This window comes from Amycolatopsis sp. NPDC034160, assembly GCF_055575355.1.
The window spans coordinates 12,291-33,604 of the sequence record NZ_JBVISU010000011.1; the positions used below are offsets into that span (position 1 = coordinate 12,291).

Genomic DNA, 21,314 nt, shown 5'->3' on the forward strand with positions numbered 1-21,314 from the left:
TGCATGGGCAAGCCCGATTTCCGATGGTGGACTGCGTAACGCCGATCCGGTCGTGGTCGGTGTTCCGTCTTCGGTGAGGGAGTTCAGACGTGCGTAAGTACAGACATTGGGCGGCCGCCGCGGCCGCGGTGGTGGTGTGCCTCGCCGGTGGTACCCCGGCGAATGCCGAACAGCGCGGTGATCACTGCGTCGCCGACACAGCGACCGGAGTGATCCGGTGCTTCGACAGCGTCAGCGAGTCGCTCGCCGCGGCGAAGGCCGGAGAAGTCGGTGCCTCCGCGACGGTGATCAGCGTGCTGTACGAACACGCGAACTTCGGCGGTGCGAGCGTCGCCGTCACCGGGTCGCCGTGTACCGAGGGGACCAACCAGACCATCGGGTTTCTCGGTGACTGGAACGACAGGATCTCCTCGTTCCAGACCTTCGGCAACTGCTACATCACGATGTACGAGCACGCCGAATACCAAGGCGGCAGCCAGGAATGGTACGCCAACGACAGCGGTAACTACGGGTCGAACATGAACGACCGCGGCAGTTCGGTGGTGTACTCGCGCGGACCGTCGCGCGCCGAACTGCTCAAGGACTGCGGCCACGCCACCAAGACCTGCAACGCCCACGTCGACCAGCGCGGCCAGGACTTCTACGGCAACTGGGGCCGCGTGGACACGGTGTACAACTGCAGTGCCAACAAGATCACCCAGGTGATCGGCAAACGCGACACCCGCAGCGGGAAGAACACGGTGTCGAACGAGATCAGCGTGAGCGCGGGCTTCGAGTTCCTCGTCGACTGGTCGGTCGCGTACAAACGCACGTGGGGCCAGGAATGGGGCTGGGAGACCAGCGAGAGCGTCGAGACCCGGATCGAGGTCAATCCCGGCTACTGGGCGGGCCTGGACCGCTCACCGGTGATGCGGGTGGCCAGCGGCTCGTACGACATGTGGTACGACAAGCGCCGATGGGGTCACCACCAATGGTACGTCTGGAACTTCAGCGGTGAAGGCCCGGCGCCCGGTGTGGTGGGGCAGACCAGGACGGTCGGCAAGAAGATGACGTCGGAAGAGAAGAAGAAGGTGTGCGGGAAGTCGGCCGGGCTCGTGCGTTCCTCCGGTGGGGCGCAGGCTGAAAGTGCCTCGGCTGGTCCCGCGGCACCGGCCGTGCCCGCGGTGCGCGTCGCGGAGGGGCCGTTGCACAGCTAGCCCGGTGAGGCGTCGGTACAGGTGGTCGTGAGTGGCGATTCGGGTTAGAACCCGAATCGCCACTCACGACCCACCCAGCCACTCGCGACCGTGCCGGAAGCTCCGCGGGCTTCCCTGAGCAGGCGCTTTCCTGGACAATCGTCTCATTCGTCGTCGCTAATACTCCATTGCGTAACGACTCGCTCACTGTGTGATACCGAAATGCTCGCGTAACCCGAATCCGCTGGTGGCGGAAACGCGCGATGCCTAACGTTTCTCGCATGCACGCAGTGCTTTTCCCAGCTCGGGCCTGAACCCAGCCCGCGTCAGCGGGCGTCCCAGGGTGGCGGACCGGACACAGTGGATCTCGCGCAGTGGTCTTTCTCGTCCCCACCGAGGAAAGGACGCCCAGTGACGACGCTACCCCCGGAACCAGAGCCGATCCCGGCCCCGCCTCCCAGCTCCTATCAGCGCGTCAAAGCGGCCTACGACCGGATCACCGAGGTCGACCGGCCCGACGTCTGGATCACCCTCCGCCCTCTGGAAGACGCCCTCGTGGACGCGAAGGCGGTCGATGAACGCCTCCGCGCCGGCGCGGACCTCCCGCTCGCCGGAACTTTGCTGGCGGTCGCCGACGTCATCGACGTCGCCGGTCTTCCCACCGCGGGGGAGGACGTCTGCTGTGTCGGTGCCACCTCGGTCTCCCGGCTGGCCGCCGCCGGAGCGGTGGTCCTCGGCAAGACCAACTGCGACCCGTTCGGCAGCGATCTCGAAAGCACTCACAGCCCCTACGGCGCGGTGAGCGCCGCGCTGAACACCGCCCGGGTCTCCGGAAGCGCGAGCAGCGGCGCGGCCGTGGCCGTGGCACTCGGCCTGGTCGACCTGGCGATCGGCACGGACACCGCGGGAGCGGGCCGGATTCCCGCGTCGCTCAACGGGATCGTCGGGATGAAGCCGACACCGGGTCTGGTGCCCAAGACCGGCGTCGTCGCGCCCTGCGACAGCGTGGCCCTGTTCGCGCGCAGCCTGACGCTGGGGCAGCGTGCGCTGGGGCTGATGACCGGCCCCGACGGGATCGACCCGCTCGCGCGAGACTGGCCCGCCGACGTCCGGCTCAGCGCGGGAGACCGGCCCCGGGTCGCGGTCCCGGGCTCCGAAACGCTCACCTGCCTGTCACTGCAGTCCCGTTCCGCCTTCCTCGGCGCGGTTTCGGCGCTGCGCGCGTCCGGCGCCATCGTGGAGACGGTGGAGGTGTCGGCCCTGCTGTCGGTGGGCGAACTGATGCACGACGAGGGCTTCATCGCCGACAGGCAGCGGGTCGCCGAGGCCGGGATGCTCGCGCTCCGGACGCTGTCGGAGTACGACGCCCTGGTCCTGCCGACCGTCTCGGATCATCCCGAGGTCGCGGAGGCGCTGTCCGATCCGGCTGGGGTCGCCCAGCGGCTGGAGCGGTTCACGGCGTTCGTCGGCCTGCTCGACCTCGCCGCGGTCACGGTGCCGTCGTCGCCGTCGGATCTCGGGCCGTACGGGGTGTCGGTGGTGGTGCGGCCGTTCGACGACCAGGTCGCCATCGACCTCGCCGCCGTCCTCACCGACGAACAGGCCGATTTCCCTTATCCCGCACCGGGTGCGGATCTCGTGGTGTTCGGCGCGCAGCTGCGCGGGCAGCCGCTGAACGAGCAGCTGGTCGCGGCGGGGGCGCGCTTCTCCGGACTGGTCAAGACCGGCGAGGGCTATCGGATGCTGTTGCTGCCGACCGAACCGCCGCAGCCGGGCGTCGTACCGGTGAGCGCCGCGGGCGAGCACACGATGCTGTCGGGGGAACGCTGGCGGCTTTCGCCAGCCGCCCTCGGCACGTTCGCCGCCACGCTGCCCGCGCCGTTCGTCCTCGGCCGGATCCGGCTGGAGAACGGGGACACTCCACTGGCCGTCCTTTGTGACCAGGCGGCCACGGCGACGGCGACGGCGCTCACGCGGTACCAGTGCTGGCGTGCCTACCTGCGGTTCGTCAGTACGGCCGGGCCGCGAGACCTCGGGCGACCCGCTTGACCAGACCGGGGCCGTGCAGGGCGAAACCGCTGTAGAGCTGGACGAGACCGGCGCCGGCGTCGAGCATCCGGGCGGCGGCGCCGGCGTCGAAGATGCCGCCGACGCCGATGATCGGCAGTTCGCCGCCGGTTTCGTCGTGCACGAACCGCACCACCTCGACCGCACGTGCGGTGAGCGGGCGGCCGGAAAGCCCGCCCGCCTGCTCGCCGATGGCGGCCTCGGCCGGCGCGATCCCTTCGCGGGACAGGGTCGTGTTGGTCGCGATCAGCCCGGCGACACCGTGTTCGAGGCAGACCTCCAGCAGTTCCGCGAGCGCTTCGTCGGTGAGGTCGGGGGCGACCTTCACCAGCACCGGCGTCGGCTTGGCATCGCCCGCCAACTCCGCCGAGGTCTTCCGGAGCTCGGCGAGCAGCTCGGCCAGCGCGGTCTTGTCCTGCAGTGCCCGCAGCCCCGGTGTGTTGGGCGAACTGACGTTGACCGCGAAGTAGTCGGCGTACGGGTACAGCGCCCGCAGCGAGAACCGGTAGTCCTCGACGGCCTCGTCGAGCGGGGTCACCTTGGACTTGCCGATGCTGACGCCGAGCGGCACCGGCGGCTTCCCGCTCGCGGCGAGCCGGGCGGCGAGCGCTTCCGCGCCTTCGTTGTTGAAGCCCATCCGGTTGATCACCGCGTCGGTCTCGGCGAGGGTGAACAGCCGCGGTTTGTCGTTGCCCGGCTGCGGATGCCGGGTGACGGTGCCGACTTCGACGAATCCGAAACCGAGCGCGGGCCAGGCGTGCAGCGCGCGGCCGTTCTTGTCCATCCCGGCGGCGAGGCCGACGCGGTTCGGGAAGCGGAGCCCGAGGAAGGTGACCGGATCGTCCGTCCGGTAGACGCGGCCGAGCACGGCGAGCGCGGGGGAGACCCGGCTCAGCCCGGCGAGGCTGCCGATGGTGCGTTCGTGCACGGTTTCGGGGTCACCACCGGAGACCCGGTACAGCGCGGGGCGGACGATCTTGTCGAAGAGCACGCGCCCATCATGCCTGGTGGCCGCTAGGGGCGCGCCTTCCACTCGTCTTCGAGCATCGCGAAGAGGAGTTCGTCACACCACTCGCCCTTGACGATCTCGTTCGCCCGCAGATGCGCTTCCTTCCGCATCCCGAGGCGTTCCATCAGTGCGGCGGAAGCGGTGTTGCGGCCGTCACAGCGGCCGATGATCCGGTGCAGTCCGAGGTCTTCGAAGCCGAGCCGGAGTAGTTCGACGGCGGCCTCCGCGGCGAGCCCCTTGCCGTGGTGGTCGGGATGGAACACGAAACCGATCTCGCCCCGGCGGTGTTCGCTGCTGAGGTATTCGAGGTTCAGATCGCCGATCAGCTGCCCGCTCTCGGTCAGCTCCACGGCCACGGCCAGGAACTGGCCTTCCTCGGACAGGGTGCTGCTGTGGACGCGTTTCGCGAGCGCGGCGGCGGATTCGGCCCGGCTGCGCGGGCTCCAGTACAGATAGCGGGCGACGTCGGCGCGGGACTGGAAGGAGTTGAGTTCGTCGAGATCGTCCGGGGTGAAGGCACGGAGGGTCAGGCGTGGGGTGGTGATCGGGAAATCGGGCCTCAACATGGCGTCAGGCTATCCAGTCTGGCGGGTTCGCGGGAGCGAAACAGCGGCGGACGGTCCTCCAGCGCGACGGGTGGTCCCTCGCGGGCTCGCAAATGGGCCATATCCCGGATATGAGGGTACCCCCGAGGTGGCTCCCGGACGCCGGAATCGGCGGCCGGGCCCGAGCCGGACCGGTGCTCGAGAACCTCGGGGGCCCGGTGACTGCCTGGTATTCGCTATCAGGCAGCACGCGAAGCAGACGACGAGCCGAAGGTGGCTCCAACTTGCGTTGTATCTGCTCAAAAGTCCTACGCGTGCGGTCCGCTAGCGGACAGTCACCTCACGAGTCCTGTTGGAATACAACTTTGGACCACCTCCTCTCTCGTGTACCGCCACGCTAGGCGAGGACTTCGGGGTCCTGCAACAAGATTTCTTTGATCTCGGTCACGAGGGCGGTCTTCGCCGCCGATTCCAGGAACGACGCGTTCGCGGCGTTCTCCGCGAATCGGGCGATTTCGGTCGTGGTGAGGCCGAGGGTTTCGGCGACGGCCAGGTACTCGCCGTCGAGCGTGGCGCCGAACATCGGCGGGTCGTCGGTGTTGAGCGTGACCAGCACGCCATGGTCGAGCAGACGGCGGATCGGATGCGCCTCGATCGACGGGAACTGTCCGGTCCGGACATTCGACGTGGGGCAGACCTCCAGTGGAATCCCTTGTACCGCAAGGTGTTCCATCAGTGCCGGATCGGTGTACGCGCTGACACCGTGGCCGATCCGCTCGGCGCCGAGGTCGTGCACCGCCGACCAGACGGTGGCGGGTCCGGTGGTCTCGCCCGCGTGCGGGACGCTGTGCAGCCCCGCCTCCCGGGCCCGCGTGAAGAAGGGCGCGAACTGCGCGCGGCCGACGCCGACCTCAGGCCCGCCCAGTCCGAACGACACCAGTCCTTCGGGGCGTTCGCGGAGCGCGAACACGACCGTCTCGCGCCCGGCGACGACGCCTTTCTCGCCGGGGATGTCGAAGCACCAGGCCAGTTCCACCCCGTGCTCCGCCTTCGCCGCGGCCCGCCCGGTGGCGAGACCCGTGAGCAGATCGTCTCCCGTCATGCCGTCGAGCAGGTGGTTGTACGGCGTCACGGTCACTTCGGCGTAGCGCGCGTTCTGCGCGGCCAGATCGGCGGCCAGGCCGGTGACGAGGGTGTGGATGTCGCGGGCGTCGCGCACCAGCGAGGTCACCGCCAGGTAGTTGCGGAGGAAATGCGGGAAATCACGGAAGGTGAAGAACTCGGCGAGCGCATCGGGCTCTGTCGGCACCCCGGCGGACGGGCGCCGCCGGGCCAGTTCCAGCACCGTGGGCAGGCTCGCCGAACCGACGAGGTGGACGTGGAGTTCGACCTTGGGCAGGGCGTGCACGAACGCGCGCAGCGCCTCGCCCGTGAGGAATCCGGGCATGACGAAAGCTCCCTGCAAAGTGGGTGAAGGGGTGACGTATCAGTGGAGCGGGCGGCTCAGGGAGCGAGGTCGCCGCGTTCGGTGTCGGCCCCGTAGAGCGGGAGCTTGAACAGCGTCACGAAGCCAGCTTAGCCGCCGGGGGCGGGTCCTGACTGGCATTTGGGGCAGAACCAGGTCGGCCTGGCCTGGTGGCCGGTGCCCTGTGCGGCGACCCGGAGCCGTCCGCCGCAGCGGAAACAGCCCTGCTTGGTCCGCCCGTAGACCCAGTGCTCGCGGCCGCGGCGCAACTCACCGGTGGTGGTCTGCCAGGTGTGCCAGGCGTTCGCCTTCAGCAGTTTGCGGCCGAGCGCGACGGCCTTCGCGGGGTCCACGTCGGAAACCGGGGTCCACGGTGTGACGCCGAGCAGGAAGCAGATCTCGACCTTGTACATGTTCCCGATCCCGGCCAAAATCCGCTGATCCAGCAGGGCGTCGCCCAGTTCGCGATCCGGGTCGGCGGCGAGCGCGGACGCCGCCCGCTCCGCGAGCTCGTCCGTCCACTGTGGATCGAGCAGATCCGGGCCGAGATGGCCGACCAAGCGGTCTTCCTCACCCGTGGGCAGGAGTTCGAGGTCGTGCACGCGGAAACCGATCGCCTGGACGTCTTCGGTCACCAGGATGGCGCGCGCGTGATGAGCCGGATGGCGCCAGCGAGCGTCCGCCGGATAGACCGCCCACTTGCCGTCCATGCGCAGGTGGCTGTGCAGGGTGAGATCGCCGGAGAAACGCGTCAGCAGGTGTTTGCCGACCGTGCCGACGCCGAGTACCTGTCGCCCGGCGAGATCCGCCGTGGCCAGCTGAGGGACTCTGAACTCGCCTCTCCGCAGCGTCTTCCCGGCCAGTGCCTTGTCGAGGACCTTGCCGGCGAGAAAGACGGTGTCGCCTTCGGGCATCGGCGCTAACCCGTGCCGGTGTCGCTCAGCTTGGTGGGCTCTTCGGCCGGCTCCGGTTCGTCGCCGCGGACGCGATGCCGTCCGGCGCGGTTCGAGCGGAGGACCTTGGCCAGCACCATGTTGAAGGTGAGCGCGATCTCCTGGGCGCCGGGGGAGTGCCACTCGTGGATCGGGCTGCACGCGCCCTGGGCCTGCTGCACCGCGAGCCGGTCCGGGATCGCCGTGGGCATCACGAGCGGCCCGAAGTTCTCCCGCAGCTCGGCCACCCGGAACTGATGCTCGTAGGAGCGCACGCGAAGCTTGTTGACCACGACGCCGATCGGCCGCAGCCCCGGGTTCTGCTCCTCGCGGATCTTCTCGATCGCTTCGAGCGCGCGACGGGCGCCGGAGACGGCGTACATCGTCGGCTCGGTGACGATCAGCGCGCTGTCCGCGGCCACCAGCGCCGAGCGGGTCAGCCTGCCGAGCGACGGCGGGCAATCGAGGATCACCAGTTCGTAGGGTTCCTCGCGCAACGGGTTGGTGTGCAGCTCGTCGAGCGCACGCGACAGGTTCTCCAGCCGTCGGCTGTCGGCGTCGGGCTCGTTGAGCATCTCCAGCTCTTCGGCACCGACGAGGACGTCGATCCGGTCGCTCCACACGCTGGGCGCGATCGCGCGTTCGAGCACCGGACGCGTCGGTGTCTCGAGGACGTCGGCCAGCGTGCGGTCGGTGAGGGGTGGATCCAGCGAAGTGGTGGCGTTGCCCTGCGGGTCCAGGTCGGCCACGAGAGTCCGCGCGCCCCGGCGCAGGGCGGCGGACGCGACACCGAGGGCGACCGTCGTTTTACCGACGCCACCCTTCAGGCTGAGTACAGCGACCGTGTGCACTCGATACAGCCTACGGGCCTTCGGCGGGGTGGCTCCCCGGCAAGGTGTCGAACACCGCATCGGACTACACAGGTAATGCCTGCCGGAAGGCGGGCATTACCCTGTGCGCTTATGAAGACGGACACCGTGGCCACGCGGGGATCGGGCGCGGTTCGCCGGGTTCTCGAAGCAGAACTCAAGGCCGCCCGGGCGCGAGGCGCGCACCAGCCGAACGTCGTCGACGTCGGTGGCGGCAGCGGCGGCTGGGCGGTGCCGCTGGCTTCGGCGGGCTGTCTGGTGACCGTCGTCGAGCCGAACCCCAACGCGCTGGCGACCCTGCGCCGCCGCGCCGAGGAAGAAGGCGTCTCCAGCAGCATCACGGTGATCGCCGACGACTCCGACGCGCTCGGCGCCCACGTCGCCGCCGGATCGGCCGACCTGGTGCTCGCGCACGGCCTGCTGGAGGTCGTCGACGACCCTGAGCTTGTGCTCGCCGCGCTGGCCGCCGCGGTCAAACCCGGCGGCGCGGTCTCGGTGCTGGTGGCGAACCGCCACGCGGCGATCCTGCAGCGCGCGCTGGCCGGGCGGCTCGGCGAGGCACGGGAGCTGCTGGCGTCCGAGAGCGGCGTGCTGGGCGGCGGCCGGGAAACGGTGCTGCGGCGCTTCGACGCCGAGGTGCTGCGGGCTCAGCTCGTCGCGGTCGGCCTCGAAGTGATCTCCCTGCAGGGTGACGGCGTCGTGGCGGACTTCGTGCCGGGAGGGGTCCGGGAAGAGGACCTGGCTGAGTTCGAGCTGGCGGCCGCGTCGGTGTCCCCGCTGCGGGACATCTCCAGCCGGCTGCACCTCCTGGCCCGCCGCCCCTGAGCCTCGTGAGTGGTAATGACGGTTCTAACCGTCACTACCACTCACGAGACTGTCGGTGGTCCGGGCTAGCTTCTGTCCGTGGGACGAAATGCTGAGCTGCCTGGCGGCATGAGCCGTTACCGGGTGACGACGGGGGCCACCACCTGGCCCGACGACACCGGTTGCGGCCTGCTGCACGTCGACATGGACGCCTTCTTCGTATCCTGTGAGCTGCGCACCCGCCCTGAACTGGCCGACAAGCCGGTGGTGGTCTCGGGTGGCGGTCCGCGGTCGGTGGTGGCGGCTGCGAGTTACGCGGCGCGCGAGTTCGGTGTCCGGTCGGCCATGCCGTTCTCGACCGCGAAGCGGCTCTGTCCGCAGCTGATCTGCATCACCCCGACACCCGGGCTCTACGGCGAGGTGTCGAAGGGGGTCATGGGGATCTTCCGCGAGCTGACGCCGCTGGTGGAGCCGCTGAGTCTGGACGAGGCCTTCCTCGACGTCAGCGGGGCGCTCAAACGGCTGGACTCCTCACCCGCGCGGCTCGGCGCCTGGATCCGGGAGCGGGTGGCGGCCGACTTCGGGATCAGCTGTTCGGTCGGCGTCGCGAAGGTCAAGTTCGTCGCGAAGCTGGCGTCCGGGATGGCGAAACCGGACGGCATGGTCGTCGTCCCGGCGGCCGAGACGCTCGCGTTCCTGCGTCCGCTGCCCGTGTCGGCGCTGTGGGGTGTCGGAAAGCGCACCGAGGAGCAGTTGCGGCAGCAAGGCCTCGACACGGTCGCCGACGTCGCCGCGGCACCGCTGCCCCGGCTGCGACGCTCGCTCGGACGGGCGCTGGGAGACCATCTGTACGCGCTCGCGAACGGGCATGACGAACGCGAGGTCGTGCCGGAGACGCCCGACAAGTCGATCGGTGCCGAGGTGACCTTCGACGTCGATCTCCACGACCGCTCGGCACTCGGCCTGGAACTGCTCCGGCTGTCGGAACGCGTCGCCGCCACCCTGCGCCGCCGAGGGCTGCGCGGGCGCACGGTGTCGATCAAGGTCCGGTTCGCGGATTTCAAGACGATCACCCGGGCCAGGACAACCGCCGTCGGAGTGGATGTGGCCCGCGACATCCACCGCACCGCCGTCGACCTCCTCACCGAGCACGCGCCGACGGGCGCAGTCCGCCTGATCGGCGTAAGAGTCGAAGGGTTGCACACGGAGAGTGATGGAGAGCAGCTGCTTTTCGACTCACCTGAACCCCGTTGGCGCGATGCGGAAGTGGCCGCCGACGTCGCGAGGTCGAAGTTCGGTGCCGCCGCGGTACGGCCCGCGTCCCTGTTGACCCCTCGTGACCAGTGAAATCGGCCGCTCGACTGTCTTCGAGAGAGCCGAGTCGGGTGGTTTCGGCCAATTCGATCCCTTCTGGATACGGGATCGGGTAGTCGGACGAGCGCGGGGCTCGTATCCTGGACAGAGACACCCCGCCTGGGGTTGTCTGTTGGGTCCATGACGTTGCGCGGCCCGGCGCCCGCGACAGCTGTGCCGGAGGAGGAAAGATGCCACTCTCCGAGCATGAGCAGCGGCTGCTCGATCAGATCGAGCGCGAGCTCTATGCCGAGGACCCCAAGTTCGCATCCACGGTGCGAGGCACCCGGTTGCGCCGCCCCGCCCGCCGACGGCGTATCCAGGGTGTTGCCCTGTTCGTAGTGGGCGTCGCACTGCTGGTGCTCGGCGTGGTGGTCAACATCCGGGTCGCCGAGATCCCAGTGATCAGCGTGCTCGGGTTCCTCGTGATGTTCTTCGGAGTCATGATGGCCGTCACATCGCTTCGGCACGGAGCCGAAGCGGAAGGCGGTAGGGACAGCGGTGGCCCGGGTGCCGGCGGAGGTGGCGGCGGCAAGTCGTCCCCGCGCCGAAGCTCGTTCACCCAGCGCATGGAAGAGCGCTTCCGCCAGCGCTTCGAGGAGCAATAGCGCTCACACACGCGAACATGCCGACGAGGCGGTGCCTCGTCGGCATGTTCGCGTTGTCCTGTGCGGAGGATTCTCGGCACATCCACGTCGGCATCCAGGTCGCCGAAGACCGACGGTGAGGGAATCGGGACACTCAACGTCCCGATTCCTGCATCGTCGTGACCTCGCTACAACCCGGTCAGGGACACTTCTCGCGACCGCAGCGCCCGTTTCAGGTGGTTGGCGCGGTTTCGCGTGGGGGTCGTGAGTGTTCTGGCGAACCCTCTCTGAGGTATCTACTCGTGGCCTGCGGCCATCACGGCACGGCCGCTACTGAACTCGCCCCCGTAGGCACCTGAACCGGACACTCAGTCGCCGGGACCTGTCCCTTGTGGACACTGAAGCCCGGTCGGCGCCCCAGAACCAGACCTGCACGTTCTCGACTTTGCCGGGACCCTGACCTCGTGAGTGGTAAAGACGGTTCTAACCGTCTTTACCACTCACGAGGCCAACCGCCTACTTGCCTCGCCTCAGGGACCGCGGGAACAGGCGGCCCTTCCACGACATGGGCGCGTTCCGCTTCAGGCTCTTGCGAACCTCGGCGAAGGCCGGGCCCAGTTCGTCGTCGCTCACCGGCTGGTCCGAGTACCAGGACGTCTCCACGACGCCGATGACCGTCCGCAGGCCGGAGCGGCCCTCTTCGTCCAGACGGTGCTTCTCGGCGACCTTCCGGCCCGCCACGCGCACCGTGTCGCCGTCCGAGAGCGGCAAGCCCCGGTCCGCGCATTCGTCCATCAGTTCGCGCCACGCGGCGTCGGCCGCGTCGGGGGAGTGCGACGCGATCTTCTGCAGCCGTAGCCGTCGCTTGATCTCCCGGATCGCCGTCGGCGTGCCCAGCCCGCCGAGGACGACCACCAAGACCAGCGCGAACCACCACGACACCCACGCCGCCAGGAACGCGAACGCCGCCACCCACAGCCCGATCGCGATCAGCGGCAGCCAGTTCGCGACGTTCGGGTTGTCCAGGAACCCGCCGTCTTCACGCGCCGGGGCGGGCGAACCAGGGGATCGGGAGGACGTCGAGCGCATGAGCGACCGGTGCCTCAAGCGGGAACGCACGATCGCGACCACGGTGAGCGCGGCCGCCAGTCCGCCGAGGATCCCGGCGAGGATGGCGGGCCACAGCGGCTCCTCCTCCTGCTGACCGCCGGTGTCGCCCGCACCCTGGTCCGCGCCCGGGTCGCGCGGGGTGCCGGTGGCGGGGGCGCTCGACGCCGGCGCTGTCGGCACTTCCTGGGTGTCGTCGGTCGGGGAGCTGCTGGTGTCGGTCTGCAGATACGGCGGGACGACCGCGCGGCCGTCGACCAGCGGGGTCGGATCGAAACTGACCCAGCCCTTCTGCTGGAAGTAGACCTCGACCCACGCGTGCGCGTCCTCGGAGCTGATCGAGAGGTGATCGCCCTTCGGCGTGCCGGAGGTGAAACCGATGGCGACCCGCGACGGGATGCCGACCGACCGCAGCATCACGGCCATCGCCGACGCGAACTGCTCACAGAAGCCGCGTTTGCCGTTGAGGATGAAGTCGGCGAGCGCGTCGGAGTCCTTGGCGTCGGCGGTCTTGGTGTCGTACACGAAACCGTTCTGTGCGGTGAAGAACGACCAGATGGCCTGGGCCTTGTCGAAGTTGTTGGACTTGTTCTCCGTCAGCTGCCTGGCCTTCGCCGCCACTCGGGGGTCGACCCGATCGATCTGCATGAACTGCGGCGGTACCTCGGTGAGCTGAGCGTCGTCGAGCCGGAGCTCCTCCTTCGAGGGTTCCTTGATCGACGCCGTCTCGGTGTAGGCGGGCGCGTTCTGCTTGGTCGTGGTGAACACGGCGCCGCCGACCGGGTCGTACAGCCAGTTGTCGGCCAGCCCGGTGAGCGTCCGCGGCGCACCGTAGATCGGCAGCCAGTTGTCGACCCAGTTCGTCGGCTCGATCCGGATTTCGCGCGCGGGTCCGGCGCCGTCGTCGCCCGGCGCGGGCGGGAGCCCCCGGTTGGCCTGCACGCCCTGCTGGGCGCGGCCGTTCTGCGCCAGCCCCCAGCCCTTGTTCGGGGTATAGGTGTCGAGGGTGAACGCGCGCAGCAGCCGCTTGTCCGCGCCCATCCCGTAGACCTTGAACAGCTCCACGTTCTCGCCCTGGTCGAGCAGGCCGCGCAGCTGCGTGAACGGCTCGACACCGAATCCGCCCGCTCCGCCGCGGCCCGACCCGGTTCCGCCGGGGAGGCTGCCGACCGTGCCGATGCCGGTGACCGCCGTGCCGATGACCAGGCCCATCGCGATCGCGGCGGCCACCACACCGACGGGGGCGGACAGGGTGCTCGCCGAGTTGCCCAGGCCGGGTGCGTCCCGGTTGCGCCAGCGGCGATGCCGGTGGTTGCCGTCGACGGCGAGCAGGGCGGCGAACGCGGCCGCGCCGAGCAGGAACGTCCACCACGGCAGCATGTCCTCGGCCAGCGCGGCGGGAACGGCGTAGACGCACAGCAAGACAAGGCCGGTCGCGGCGGGCGCGGCGGCGGCCACCGCGAGGGTGTCGACCAGCACCGCGACCAGGCCGATCGCGATGGTGACCAGGCAGAGGATGGGCGGCGTGCCCTCGACCGGCGGCAGGCCGACGCGGATCTGCTCGGCCGACGCGGCGAGCACGCCGCGCAGTTCTTCGAGCGCGTCCGGGCCGGGGATGATCTTCAGGATGCCGCTGGTGGTGAACGCCCCGGTGATCAGGAACAGCAGCACCAGCAGCTGCGCCAGGCCGACGACGATGGTCGGCGCGCGCAGCGAGCGCAAAGCGAGTCCGGTGGAGGCGATCAGGACCACCGCGACCAGCAGGTAGCCGAACCACGCCCAGCCGGTGACGACACCGGTGAGCGAGGTCGAGGCGAACAAGGTGGCGAGGCCGGCGGCGACCGGTGCGAGCACACTGCTCGTCCAGACCGGCGGCGGCGCCTCCGGACGGGGCTTCGGGGTGTGCGCGACGGGCGGCGGCGCGGTCGTGGTCACAGGCCACCTCCGATCAGGGTGCCGCGGCGGGCGGCCGTCTGGCACAGCTCGGCCCAGACCTGCTGCATGGGCGATCCGGGCCCGGCGACGACGACGCCCCAGCCGGCGGCGCGCAGCAGCGCCGCCGATTCCTCGGTGGCGGCAGCCCTGGTTTCGGGCCGGTTGACGCCCGAGGACCAGCCGGGGGTGTCGAGCAGCACGGCGAGGCTCCGGATCCCGCGCGGGCGGTACCGGGACAGTTCGTGCACGGATTCGTTGCTGACGGTGCCGAGCACGGCGATGAGTTCCTGTCCCTCGGCCGGGTCGTGGCCGAGGGTGATGTCGCGCTGGTGCGCGGGCTGGAGCGCGGCGAGGACGTCGAGCACGATGTTGTCGTAGTGCTCGCCACCCTCACCGGGGGTGTCGGCCAAGGTCTGGCCGTGTTCGGTGATCAGCCGGACGCGGTGACCGGAGCGGCGCAGGTGCAACCCCACGGAAGCGGCGAACGAGACGGCCCATTCGAGGCTCGCGGCGGGGCCGGTGCCGTGATGCGCGGCCGCGCGGTGGTCCAGCAGCACCGTGGTGCCGCCGCGCCACGGCCGCTCCTCGACGCGGACCATGATCTCGTCGCGGCGGGCGGTCGAGCGCCAGTGGACCTTCCGCAGATCGTCGCCCTGGCGGTACTGCCGCACGATCACGTCGGCCTCGCCCTGCCCGGCATGGAGGCGGATGCTGCCGTCGTCACCGGCGCCGATACCCGCCCCGCTGGGCAAGCCCCACAGGCCGACCACCTTCGGCACGACGACCAGCCGCGAATGCCCGATCAGCTCGCGTTCGAACTCGCACAGCCCGAACGGGTCGGTGATCGTCGCCCGCAGCGGGCCGACCTGCTGGATCCCGCGCAGCACCGGCTGAAGCGGGTAGCGCAGCGCGACGCGCCGGTCGTGGGGAAGCCGTTCGACGACGAACCGCGGCCGCGAACCCAGCGCGTACGGCACGCCGTCTTCGAGGAGCACCTCCCCCGCCGGAAGCCTGCCGTCACGCCAGAGCTCGAGCTGGACCTCGCCGGGCGAGCCGACCGAGACCCGCTCCGGGCGCAGTGCGCGCGCCGCGCCCAGCCGCAGCCTGGTCGCCGAGACGAAGAAGGCGACCAAGAGCGGCAGGGCGACGACGAACACCGCGACCCGCAGCAGGTCCCGCTCGTTGAGCACGAACGAGCACACCGCCGCGGCGACGCCGGCGGCGAGGAGGCAGCGGCCGCGTGTGGTCAGGCCGGACAGAGCACGCAGCATGGCGCTATTCCTCGTGTGTCAGCGGTGGTTCGTCCCGGCGGAGCCCTGCGGGACGGGAACGCGGTGCAGGATCGCGCGGACCACGTCGGTGGCCGAACGGCGGGCGGCGTGCGCCTCGGTGGTGAGCACCAGACGGTGCGCCAGCACCGGGACCGCGACCGTGTGCAGGTCGTCCGGGACGACGAACTCACGGCCCGAAAGCGCGGCCTGCGCCCGGGCGGCGCGGACCAGCTGCAGGGTCGCCCTCGGCGACGCGCCGAGGCGGATCTCCGGCACCTGCCGGGTCGCCGACACCAGTTCGACGGCGTACCGGCGGACCTCCGGCGACATGTGCACCGACCGCACCGTCTCGATCAGCCGCTGCACCGAGTCGCGGTCGGAGACCGGTTCGAGATCGGCCAGCGGGTTGTGCCCGGCGTGCTCGTCGACCATGGCCAGTTCGGCCTGCTGGTCGGGATAGCCGATGGACACCCGCGCGGTGAACCGGTCCCGCTGGGCCTCGGGCAGCGCGTAGGTGCCCTCCATCTCGATCGGGTTCTGGGTGGCGATCACCATGAACGGCTCTTCGAGGTGGTACGTCGAGGTGTCGACGGTGACCTGGTGCTCTTCCATGCATTCGAGCAGGGCCGACTGCGTCTTCGGCGAGGCGCGGTTGATCTCGTCGCCGACCACGATGTTCGCGAACACCGGGCCGGGCCGGAACTCGAAGCCGCCGCTCTGCCGGTTGTAGATGGACACCCCGGTGACGTCGCTGGGCAACAGGTCGGGGGTGAACTGGATCCGGCTCACGGTGCAGTCGATCGAGCGGGCCAGCGCCTTCGCCAGCGAGGTCTTGCCGACCCCGGGCACGTCCTCGACGAGGAGGTGGCCTTCGGCGAGCAGGGTCACGAGCGCGATGCGGATGACTTCGGGTTTGCCGACCAGTACCCGCTCGACGTTGGCGGCGATCCGCCGCGCCGTCTCGTGCAGTTCGTCCAGCGACGCGGTGTTTCCACCAGCCCTGCCCTCACGGCCGTTCTGGCGGCCGCTCACCGAGCCGGTGGCCGTGGGGTACGGCTCGCGCCCGGTTGCCTGCTCGCCCTGCTGTTCGCCGGGCGTCGCAGACTGGATTCTCGACGTCACTCGACCTCCTGATGCCACGTGGCTGGATGTCCGCTGGGTCTGCTGAAGGCAGCTTTTCCTCACCCGGGTAGTCCCCCGAGCAGCGGTCAGCCTCCCACGAAGTGTGTCAAACTCGGGCGAACTCGTGGGGGGAACCCCGCCAACCCCAGTCGATGACTCTGTGCAACCAGAGACCTTACCTCGATCGAGTGAGGTGAGCGCGTTTTTGGGTGCTCCCGCTGACACCGGGTTTTGTCGTATGCTCCGATGCGAAGTCGCTCGACTACGGAGAGGCGTAACCGCATATGAGCGAGGTGAGTTCCGCCAAACCCCGGTTCGATCTGAGCGGGTTCGCGGTCGCCCCGGAGCTGGCCGCCGACGCCCATGTGAAGATCTCCGCCCTGCAGGACGTGGTCGGCCAGATGGTCCGCGAGGCCAAGGTGCTCGGCCGCACGGTTCCCCTCGGCGGGGGATACGCGGACGAGGTCGGCCGGTTCATGGCGCAGTACGGGATCGGCGCCGACGGCTCCGCGGTCGAGGCGCTCACGGCGTTCGGCAAGGAACTCGAGGCGCTCAAGAACCGGATCGAGAAGGCACTGGCCCGCTACACCCGTCAGGATGAACAAGCGGCGGCGGACGTGGACTGTGTCGGCGGCTGAACCCATGAGTCCCCGCCTCCTCGGCTTCGGCGCCCTCGGCGCGCTCATCGTCCTCGCGGTGTCCGCCTGTGGGCAAGGGGCCGCGGGCCAGGCGCGGGTTCCGGAAACCAAGACGGTGGCAGGCGGCGCTTGGACCGCCGCCACGGTTCCGCCGGCGAAGCTGGATCCCTGCGCGCTGCTCGGCCCCGCGGAGCGGTCGAGCGCCGGGGTGAACGTGCTCGGCGTCCCGAAGGAGATCAACGGCGCCCGCGCCTGCGACTGGACGGTGCCCGCGACCTTCGGCGTCACCATCACCGTGGACGAGCGGAACGGCCTGGCCGACCTCGAGATCGCGCGCAAGACCGCGACCAGGACCAAGGTCGGCGACCGGGACGCGCTCAAGGTCGCCGACAAGAACGCCGCCGACGGGACCTGCGCGGTCCTGCTCGGCATGGGGGAGAAGGCGAGCGTCCAGATCGACGTGAGCAACACGGACTTCACCGACACCCCGCTCGCCTGCGAGCGCGCGGTGACGGTGGCGGGACTGGCCGAACCCAAGCTGCCTTAGGAGCCTGTCGGCGGAGCGGAGGACGAACTCAGGAATGGACATGACGCGTGAACCCGCCCGGCCGAAGGCCCCGCTCTCGCGGCGGCGGGGCGCCTTGACCCGTGAACGGCAGAGGTTTGACCATGTCGCGCCCTGTCGACGCGATCGCGGACGCGGGTTCGCAGCCGGATACTGAGGAGATAGAGCCGTGCCTGAAGGAGAGACTCCGGGACGCGAGGTCCCGGTCGCGGCCACGCGGTACGAGGCCTACAGCCACGAGGCGCTGGCCGCCGAGGTCGAGGCAGGCAACGACCCCGAGGCGGCGGGCGGTATCGGCGCCGCTTGGGACGCGCTCGCGCGGCGGATGCACGACGCGACCTCCGAGCTGGCCGGGTTGATCGGCAGCAGCGAGGAGAACTGGCGCGGGGAAGCGGGCGACGCGCTCCGCGGCGTGCTGGCCACCGCGTCCGGCTGGCTGACCTGGTCCGCCGACCTCTCGTCGGCGCTCGGGCAGGCGATCTCCGGGCAGGCCGAGGTCGCGGCGCGAGCCCGCGCGGACATGCCGCCGCCGGTGGACTTCGATCCGGGCGCGATGATCCGCGGTGCCGCCGCCGGCGGGAACCTGCTGGCACTCGCGGCGCTCGCCGACGAGATGGAGGCGCGCCGCGCGGAGGCCGAAGAGGCCAGGCGCAAGGCCGTCGACGTGATGAACAATCGCGACGCCTCGCTGCATTCGCTGACCCCGCGAGTCTCGTTCGGGAAGCCGCCCGAGCTGGGGCGGTCTTGATCCGCGTTTCCGCGTCGGCGTTCGACGTCCTCTGGTCCGACCTCGGCCACGCCGCCCCGCCGTGGCCGCTGTCCGTCCGCAGTGTCGGCGGCACGGAAGCGGAACGCGCCGAGATCCGCGGCGCGGTCTACGAAAACCTCGCCGAACGAGGCCTCTATGACGGGGACCGGCTCGACGCCGCCCTGGAAGCGCGACTGGACCTGCTTGCCCACGCCGAGGTCTACGTCGAATGCGAGGCGCTGGCCGACATGACAGCCGAAGTCCCGTTCCGCGCGGTCGCGGCCGCGCGGGGACGGCACGGCGTGCTGGCCACCCAGCCTGAACAGACCATCGCGCTTTCCGGGATCGGCGACGGCGAGGTGTTCGCCGCGATCGTCGACGTCCTGCCGGAGCTGCGGCCCGGCCCCGGCTATGGCATCAGCCTGCCCGCGGCGCGCTTCGGCGGTGAGCTGGAGGATCCGCTCTTCGGTGATGGTCGACGATCGTCGGTTTCGGACACGCAGCTGCGCGAGGTGCTCGCCATCCAGGCCCGGCCGGTCTACAGCGCGGGCCAGTTCACCGTGCGGGCCCGCGACCGCGACGGCCGGACCCGCCGGGCGGGTGGCCTGACCTGGTTCGACACCGACGTCGGCGCGTACTGCGCGGCGCGGACGGAGGGACGCGGCGGACAGGCGTGGGTGAACGTGTCCCCTGTGGACGGTTCACGGCTGGCGACGCGACTGGCTTCGCTGCTGGATCCGGACCGCTAGGTTGTGACGAGTCGACGACCCGAGGGGGGTTGCGGAATGACCGTGCCATTCGGTGGCCAGGTGCGCGATCCGCAGGAGTGGATGCGCGAACAGGAACAACGCAGCGCCGCCCTGCTGGCCAAGGCTGAGCAGGCGAAAACCGATCTGGAGAACAACGTCGTCACCATGAGCAGCCCGGACCGGCTGGTCACCTTGACGGTCAACCCCGGCGGCGGCCTGACGTCGCTCGCGCTTTCCCCGCAGGCGCAGGAACGGTCGCCCGCCCAGCTCGCGTCGCTGATCATGAGCACCTACCGCAAGGCGACGACGAGGGCCGCGGACCGGACCCTGGAGATCATGGCCGGGCTGACCGGCGAGGACTCCGACGCGGTCGACTTCATCAAGAGCACCCTGCCGCCGCGGGAAGAACCGGCGGCCACCCCGGAACCGGACGACTCCGCGCGGTTCGGCGTCTCAGCCGAGCCACCCGTCGAGCCGCCCGCGAAACCCCGGCCGTCCCGTCCCGTGCCCGACGAGGACGACGGCGAAGACTTCCAGCACGTCGACTGGACCGGCCGCTCGTGAGCGGGCCGGGATACGGCGTTTCGCCCGAACGCCTCAAGGCGCACGCGGACCAGGTCTCCGATCTCGCCGACCGCATCCGCGGCGCGGCCTCGGCGGCGACCCAGGTCGGGATGGGCGGCTTCGGTGGCTATGGCCTGCTGTGCGCGGCGCCCGTCGGTGGCGTCCTGCGGTTGGCCCAAGGCGACGCGGACGAGCTGATGACCAGCGCGGCCGAGCTCGGTGACGCGTTGTCCGGAGCGCTGAAGAAGGCGGCGACGGACTACACCACGATCGACGACGACGCGGCACAGCTCAGCCGGGACCTGGGGAAGAAGCTGTGAGCGAGGACCTGATCGCCAAAATGGAAGACAAATCCGAGCCGTTCAAGGGCGGAGGCGTTTTCGACAGCGGCTCGAGCGTCGTCGGTGACATCTACAAAGGATGGAAAGGCGAAGATCTCGACGCGTTCGCGGTCGCGATGGACGGCGTCTCCTTCGGACTGGACGTTTTATCGATGGTCCTGAACCCGCTCGGAGAGCTGGTGAAGGCCGGTGTCGGCTGGCTGATGGAGAACCTGGACTTCATCCGCGAACCGCTGGAAATCCTCACCGGTGATCCCGATCTGGTCCAGCAGGCGGCGCAGACCTGGAACAATATCGCGACGGAGCTTGAAGCCGTGGCAGGTGATTACGAAGGCGCCTTGTCCACGACTTCTGGATGGGATGGCGACGCGGCCATCGCTTACCGCCGTGTCGCGCTGCAGTACACCCAGTCGCTGCGTGACGTCGCCGCCGAAGCGAAGGATTCGGCGCAGTGGATCACCACCGGGGGAATGGTGGTGGCCACCGCACGGGCGCTGATCTTCGACATCATCGCGACCTTCATCAGCGATGTGATCACGCGGGCGCTCCTCGCGCTCGCGTCGTCGTGGTTCACCTTGGGCGGCTCGGTCGCGGCCTTCACCGCGAGCGTGTTCGCCGACGCGGTCAAGGTCATGGCGAAGATCCAGAAAAAGCTCGGCAAGCTGCTCAGCGCCATCCAGAAATTCGTGAAGCGGTTCGAAGGTTCGAGCGAGCGGGCCCGTGAGGCGGCGCGGGCGCTGGGGCGAAAATCGTCCGAGCTGGGGCGCGAGGCGAACAAGGCGATCAAGGCCGGCGACAAGACGCTGGACAGCCTCAAGGGCGACAACCTCAAGTACCTTCGTGGTGCAAAAGATCGGATGGAGAACACCACCTGGGGCAAGGTCGCTGACAACACCGGTCTCAAGGTCGCCAAGGAAGCCGGAAAGGCGGCCGCTGCGGACTACAACCAGTACGACGGCGGTTCGTCCGAGCGCGGCCGGGTCACGCCGCCCAAGACCGGCCGGATCAGCGGTTCGCTCGATGACGAAGACTGAACTGGCCGAACCCCCGCACCGGGCGCGCCGAGGGCGATACAGCCTGCGGGTGCTCTCCGGCGTCGTCTTCGTGGTGCTGGGCTCATGGGTGATGTTCTCATTCGGTGCCTCGCTGGGGATCGGTGCCGCGGGGACAGTGGATCGGTACCACAACATCGTCCCCGTGGACCGCCTGCAGCCGTTGTTCTCCACTGGGTTGTGGTTTTTCTTCGTAATCGTGGGCACGATCCCCAGCTACATCGTCGGCTGGTTCGCGGGCAAGGGCATCGACCGGTTGTTGCCCGAACCGAAGGAGAAGCCTAAGGACTGGCGGGGCGTCAGCCGTCGTGCTACTCCCGGGATGACCGGGCGCCGCCGGAAGCGCGATCGTCGCTGATGGGCGAACAGATCAAGCGGCCGACACGAACCGGTCCTACCCGGTGGGGGCCTCCAGG

21 protein-coding genes are annotated in these 21,314 nt (G+C 69.7%); 13 read left to right on the forward strand and 8 right to left on the reverse strand.

What is annotated here, in order from left to right; translation table 11 throughout:
• The first annotated feature begins 89 nt into the window (after positions 1-89).
• Together ACZ54P_RS21915 and ACZ54P_RS21920 are read left to right on the forward strand one after the other, a co-directional pair.
• Positions 90-1,196, forward strand: coding sequence for a peptidase inhibitor family I36 protein (locus ACZ54P_RS21915; protein WP_465463414.1), 1,107 nt, complete (start codon positions 90-92; stop codon positions 1,194-1,196).
• A 390-nt stretch (positions 1,197-1,586) separates the two neighbouring features.
• The gene (locus tag ACZ54P_RS21920; protein ID WP_465463415.1) at positions 1,587-3,224 is read left to right on the forward strand and encodes an amidase family protein; all 1,638 of its coding nucleotides are present in this window, start codon (positions 1,587-1,589) and stop codon (positions 3,222-3,224) included.
• Here the strand turns inward: ACZ54P_RS21920 and ACZ54P_RS21925 are convergent.
• The 5 genes from ACZ54P_RS21925 to ACZ54P_RS21945 form a co-directional block, all read right to left on the reverse strand.
• Positions 3,184-4,233 carry a quinone-dependent dihydroorotate dehydrogenase gene (locus ACZ54P_RS21925; protein WP_465463416.1) on the reverse strand — a complete coding sequence of 350 codons (1,050 nt, stop codon included), beginning with the start codon at positions 4,231-4,233 and terminating at the stop codon, positions 3,184-3,186. The genes ACZ54P_RS21920 and ACZ54P_RS21925 overlap by 41 nt on opposite strands.
• Before the next feature lie 23 nt (positions 4,234-4,256).
• The gene (locus ACZ54P_RS21930; RefSeq protein ID WP_465463417.1) at positions 4,257-4,817 is read right to left on the reverse strand and encodes a GNAT family N-acetyltransferase; all 561 of its coding nucleotides are present in this window, start codon (positions 4,815-4,817) and stop codon (positions 4,257-4,259) included.
• 376 nt (positions 4,818-5,193) lie between these two features.
• Entirely contained in the window at positions 5,194-6,243 is a 1,050-nt protein-coding gene (gene add / locus ACZ54P_RS21935; RefSeq protein ID WP_465463418.1) for an adenosine deaminase, read from the reverse strand.
• 128 nt (positions 6,244-6,371) lie between these two features.
• Entirely contained in the window at positions 6,372-7,175 is an 804-nt protein-coding gene (locus ACZ54P_RS21940; RefSeq protein WP_465463419.1) for a DNA-formamidopyrimidine glycosylase family protein, read from the reverse strand.
• Between the two features lie 5 nt (positions 7,176-7,180).
• Positions 7,181-8,044, reverse strand: a complete 864-nt coding sequence (locus ACZ54P_RS21945) for a ParA family protein (RefSeq protein ID WP_465463420.1) — start codon at positions 8,042-8,044, stop codon at positions 7,181-7,183.
• 111 nt (positions 8,045-8,155) lie between these two features.
• Here ACZ54P_RS21945 and ACZ54P_RS21950 point away from each other — a divergent pair, with 111 nt between their 5' ends.
• From ACZ54P_RS21950 to ACZ54P_RS21960, 3 genes are all read left to right on the forward strand, one after another.
• The gene (locus ACZ54P_RS21950) at positions 8,156-8,887 is read left to right on the forward strand and encodes a methyltransferase domain-containing protein (RefSeq protein WP_465463421.1); all 732 of its coding nucleotides are present in this window, start codon (positions 8,156-8,158) and stop codon (positions 8,885-8,887) included.
• Between the two features lie 108 nt (positions 8,888-8,995).
• Positions 8,996-10,213: a DNA polymerase IV gene (dinB, locus tag ACZ54P_RS21955; protein ID WP_465463639.1), complete on the forward strand. Its 1,218-nt coding sequence runs from the start codon at positions 8,996-8,998 to the stop codon at positions 10,211-10,213.
• A gap of 197 nt (positions 10,214-10,410) precedes the next feature.
• Entirely contained in the window at positions 10,411-10,827 is a 417-nt protein-coding gene (locus tag ACZ54P_RS21960; RefSeq protein ID WP_465463422.1) for a DUF3040 domain-containing protein, read from the forward strand.
• 495 nt (positions 10,828-11,322) lie between these two features.
• Here ACZ54P_RS21960 and ACZ54P_RS21965 read toward each other — a convergent pair whose 3' ends face one another.
• Genes ACZ54P_RS21965 through ACZ54P_RS21975 form a run of 3 tightly spaced genes read right to left on the reverse strand, consistent with a single transcriptional unit; the run spans position 11,323 to position 16,241 of the window.
• Positions 11,323-13,848 (reverse strand): transglutaminase TgpA family protein, encoded by a 2,526-nt coding sequence (locus tag ACZ54P_RS21965; protein ID WP_465463423.1) that lies wholly within the window; start codon positions 13,846-13,848, stop codon positions 11,323-11,325.
• Complete coding sequence (locus tag ACZ54P_RS21970; protein WP_465463424.1) at positions 13,845-15,119, reverse strand: DUF58 domain-containing protein; 1,275 nt, start codon at positions 15,117-15,119, stop codon at positions 13,845-13,847. Before ACZ54P_RS21970 ends, ACZ54P_RS21965 begins: the two co-directional genes overlap by 4 nt.
• Before the next feature lie 18 nt (positions 15,120-15,137).
• Positions 15,138-16,241 (reverse strand): AAA family ATPase, encoded by a 1,104-nt coding sequence (locus tag ACZ54P_RS21975; RefSeq protein WP_465463425.1) that lies wholly within the window; start codon positions 16,239-16,241, stop codon positions 15,138-15,140.
• A 284-nt stretch (positions 16,242-16,525) separates the two neighbouring features.
• On the opposite strand from ACZ54P_RS21975, the gene ACZ54P_RS21980 reads away from it, so the two are divergent.
• The 8 genes from ACZ54P_RS21980 to ACZ54P_RS22015 all read left to right on the forward strand — a co-directional run bounded on the left by ACZ54P_RS21980 (position 16,526) and on the right by ACZ54P_RS22015 (position 21,256).
• Positions 16,526-16,879 carry a hypothetical protein gene (locus ACZ54P_RS21980; protein WP_465463426.1) on the forward strand — a complete coding sequence of 118 codons (354 nt, stop codon included), beginning with the start codon at positions 16,526-16,528 and terminating at the stop codon, positions 16,877-16,879.
• Between the two features lie 4 nt (positions 16,880-16,883).
• Positions 16,884-17,426 carry a DUF3558 family protein gene (locus tag ACZ54P_RS21985; protein WP_465463427.1) on the forward strand — a complete coding sequence of 181 codons (543 nt, stop codon included), beginning with the start codon at positions 16,884-16,886 and terminating at the stop codon, positions 17,424-17,426.
• A gap of 187 nt (positions 17,427-17,613) precedes the next feature.
• The gene (locus ACZ54P_RS21990; protein WP_465463428.1) at positions 17,614-18,192 is read left to right on the forward strand and encodes a PPE domain-containing protein; all 579 of its coding nucleotides are present in this window, start codon (positions 17,614-17,616) and stop codon (positions 18,190-18,192) included.
• Positions 18,189-18,941, forward strand: coding sequence for an ESX secretion-associated protein EspG (locus ACZ54P_RS21995; RefSeq protein WP_465463429.1), 753 nt, complete (start codon positions 18,189-18,191; stop codon positions 18,939-18,941). Before ACZ54P_RS21990 ends, ACZ54P_RS21995 begins: the two co-directional genes overlap by 4 nt.
• Positions 18,942-18,977: 36 nt before the next feature.
• Positions 18,978-19,505, forward strand: a complete 528-nt coding sequence (locus tag ACZ54P_RS22000) for a YbaB/EbfC family nucleoid-associated protein (protein ID WP_465463430.1) — start codon at positions 18,978-18,980, stop codon at positions 19,503-19,505.
• Positions 19,502-19,825: a type VII secretion target gene (locus ACZ54P_RS22005; RefSeq protein WP_465463431.1), complete on the forward strand. Its 324-nt coding sequence runs from the start codon at positions 19,502-19,504 to the stop codon at positions 19,823-19,825. Before ACZ54P_RS22000 ends, ACZ54P_RS22005 begins: the two co-directional genes overlap by 4 nt.
• Complete coding sequence (locus ACZ54P_RS22010; protein WP_465463432.1) at positions 19,822-20,880, forward strand: WXG100 family type VII secretion target; 1,059 nt, start codon at positions 19,822-19,824, stop codon at positions 20,878-20,880. Before ACZ54P_RS22005 ends, ACZ54P_RS22010 begins: the two co-directional genes overlap by 4 nt.
• Positions 20,867-21,256 carry a hypothetical protein gene (locus tag ACZ54P_RS22015; RefSeq protein WP_465463433.1) on the forward strand — a complete coding sequence of 130 codons (390 nt, stop codon included), beginning with the start codon at positions 20,867-20,869 and terminating at the stop codon, positions 21,254-21,256. The genes ACZ54P_RS22010 and ACZ54P_RS22015 overlap by 14 nt, the downstream gene beginning before the upstream one ends.
• The last annotated feature ends 58 nt before the right edge of the window (positions 21,257-21,314 follow it).

Bases quoted from the DNA above. Each gene is read 5' to 3' on its own strand.
- ACZ54P_RS21930 (WP_465463417.1), bottom strand. From the start codon at position 4,817: ATGTTGAGGCCCGATTTCCCGATCACCACCCCACGCCTGACCCTCCGT.
- add (WP_465463418.1), bottom strand. From the start codon at position 6,243: ATGCCCGGATTCCTCACGGGCGAGGCGCTGCGCGCGTTCGTGCACGCC.
- ACZ54P_RS21940 (WP_465463419.1), bottom strand. From the start codon at position 7,175: ATGCCCGAAGGCGACACCGTCTTTCTCGCCGGCAAGGTCCTCGACAAG.
- ACZ54P_RS21950 (WP_465463421.1), top strand. From the start codon at position 8,156: ATGAAGACGGACACCGTGGCCACGCGGGGATCGGGCGCGGTTCGCCGG.
- dinB (WP_465463639.1), top strand. From the start codon at position 8,996: ATGAGCCGTTACCGGGTGACGACGGGGGCCACCACCTGGCCCGACGAC.
- ACZ54P_RS21960 (WP_465463422.1), top strand. From the start codon at position 10,411: ATGCCACTCTCCGAGCATGAGCAGCGGCTGCTCGATCAGATCGAGCGC.
- ACZ54P_RS21970 (WP_465463424.1), bottom strand. From the start codon at position 15,119: ATGCTGCGTGCTCTGTCCGGCCTGACCACACGCGGCCGCTGCCTCCTC.
- ACZ54P_RS21980 (WP_465463426.1), top strand. From the start codon at position 16,526: ATGAGCGAGGTGAGTTCCGCCAAACCCCGGTTCGATCTGAGCGGGTTC.
- ACZ54P_RS21985 (WP_465463427.1), top strand. From the start codon at position 16,884: ATGAGTCCCCGCCTCCTCGGCTTCGGCGCCCTCGGCGCGCTCATCGTC.
- ACZ54P_RS22000 (WP_465463430.1), top strand. From the start codon at position 18,978: ATGACCGTGCCATTCGGTGGCCAGGTGCGCGATCCGCAGGAGTGGATG.
- ACZ54P_RS22015 (WP_465463433.1), top strand. From the start codon at position 20,867: ATGACGAAGACTGAACTGGCCGAACCCCCGCACCGGGCGCGCCGAGGG.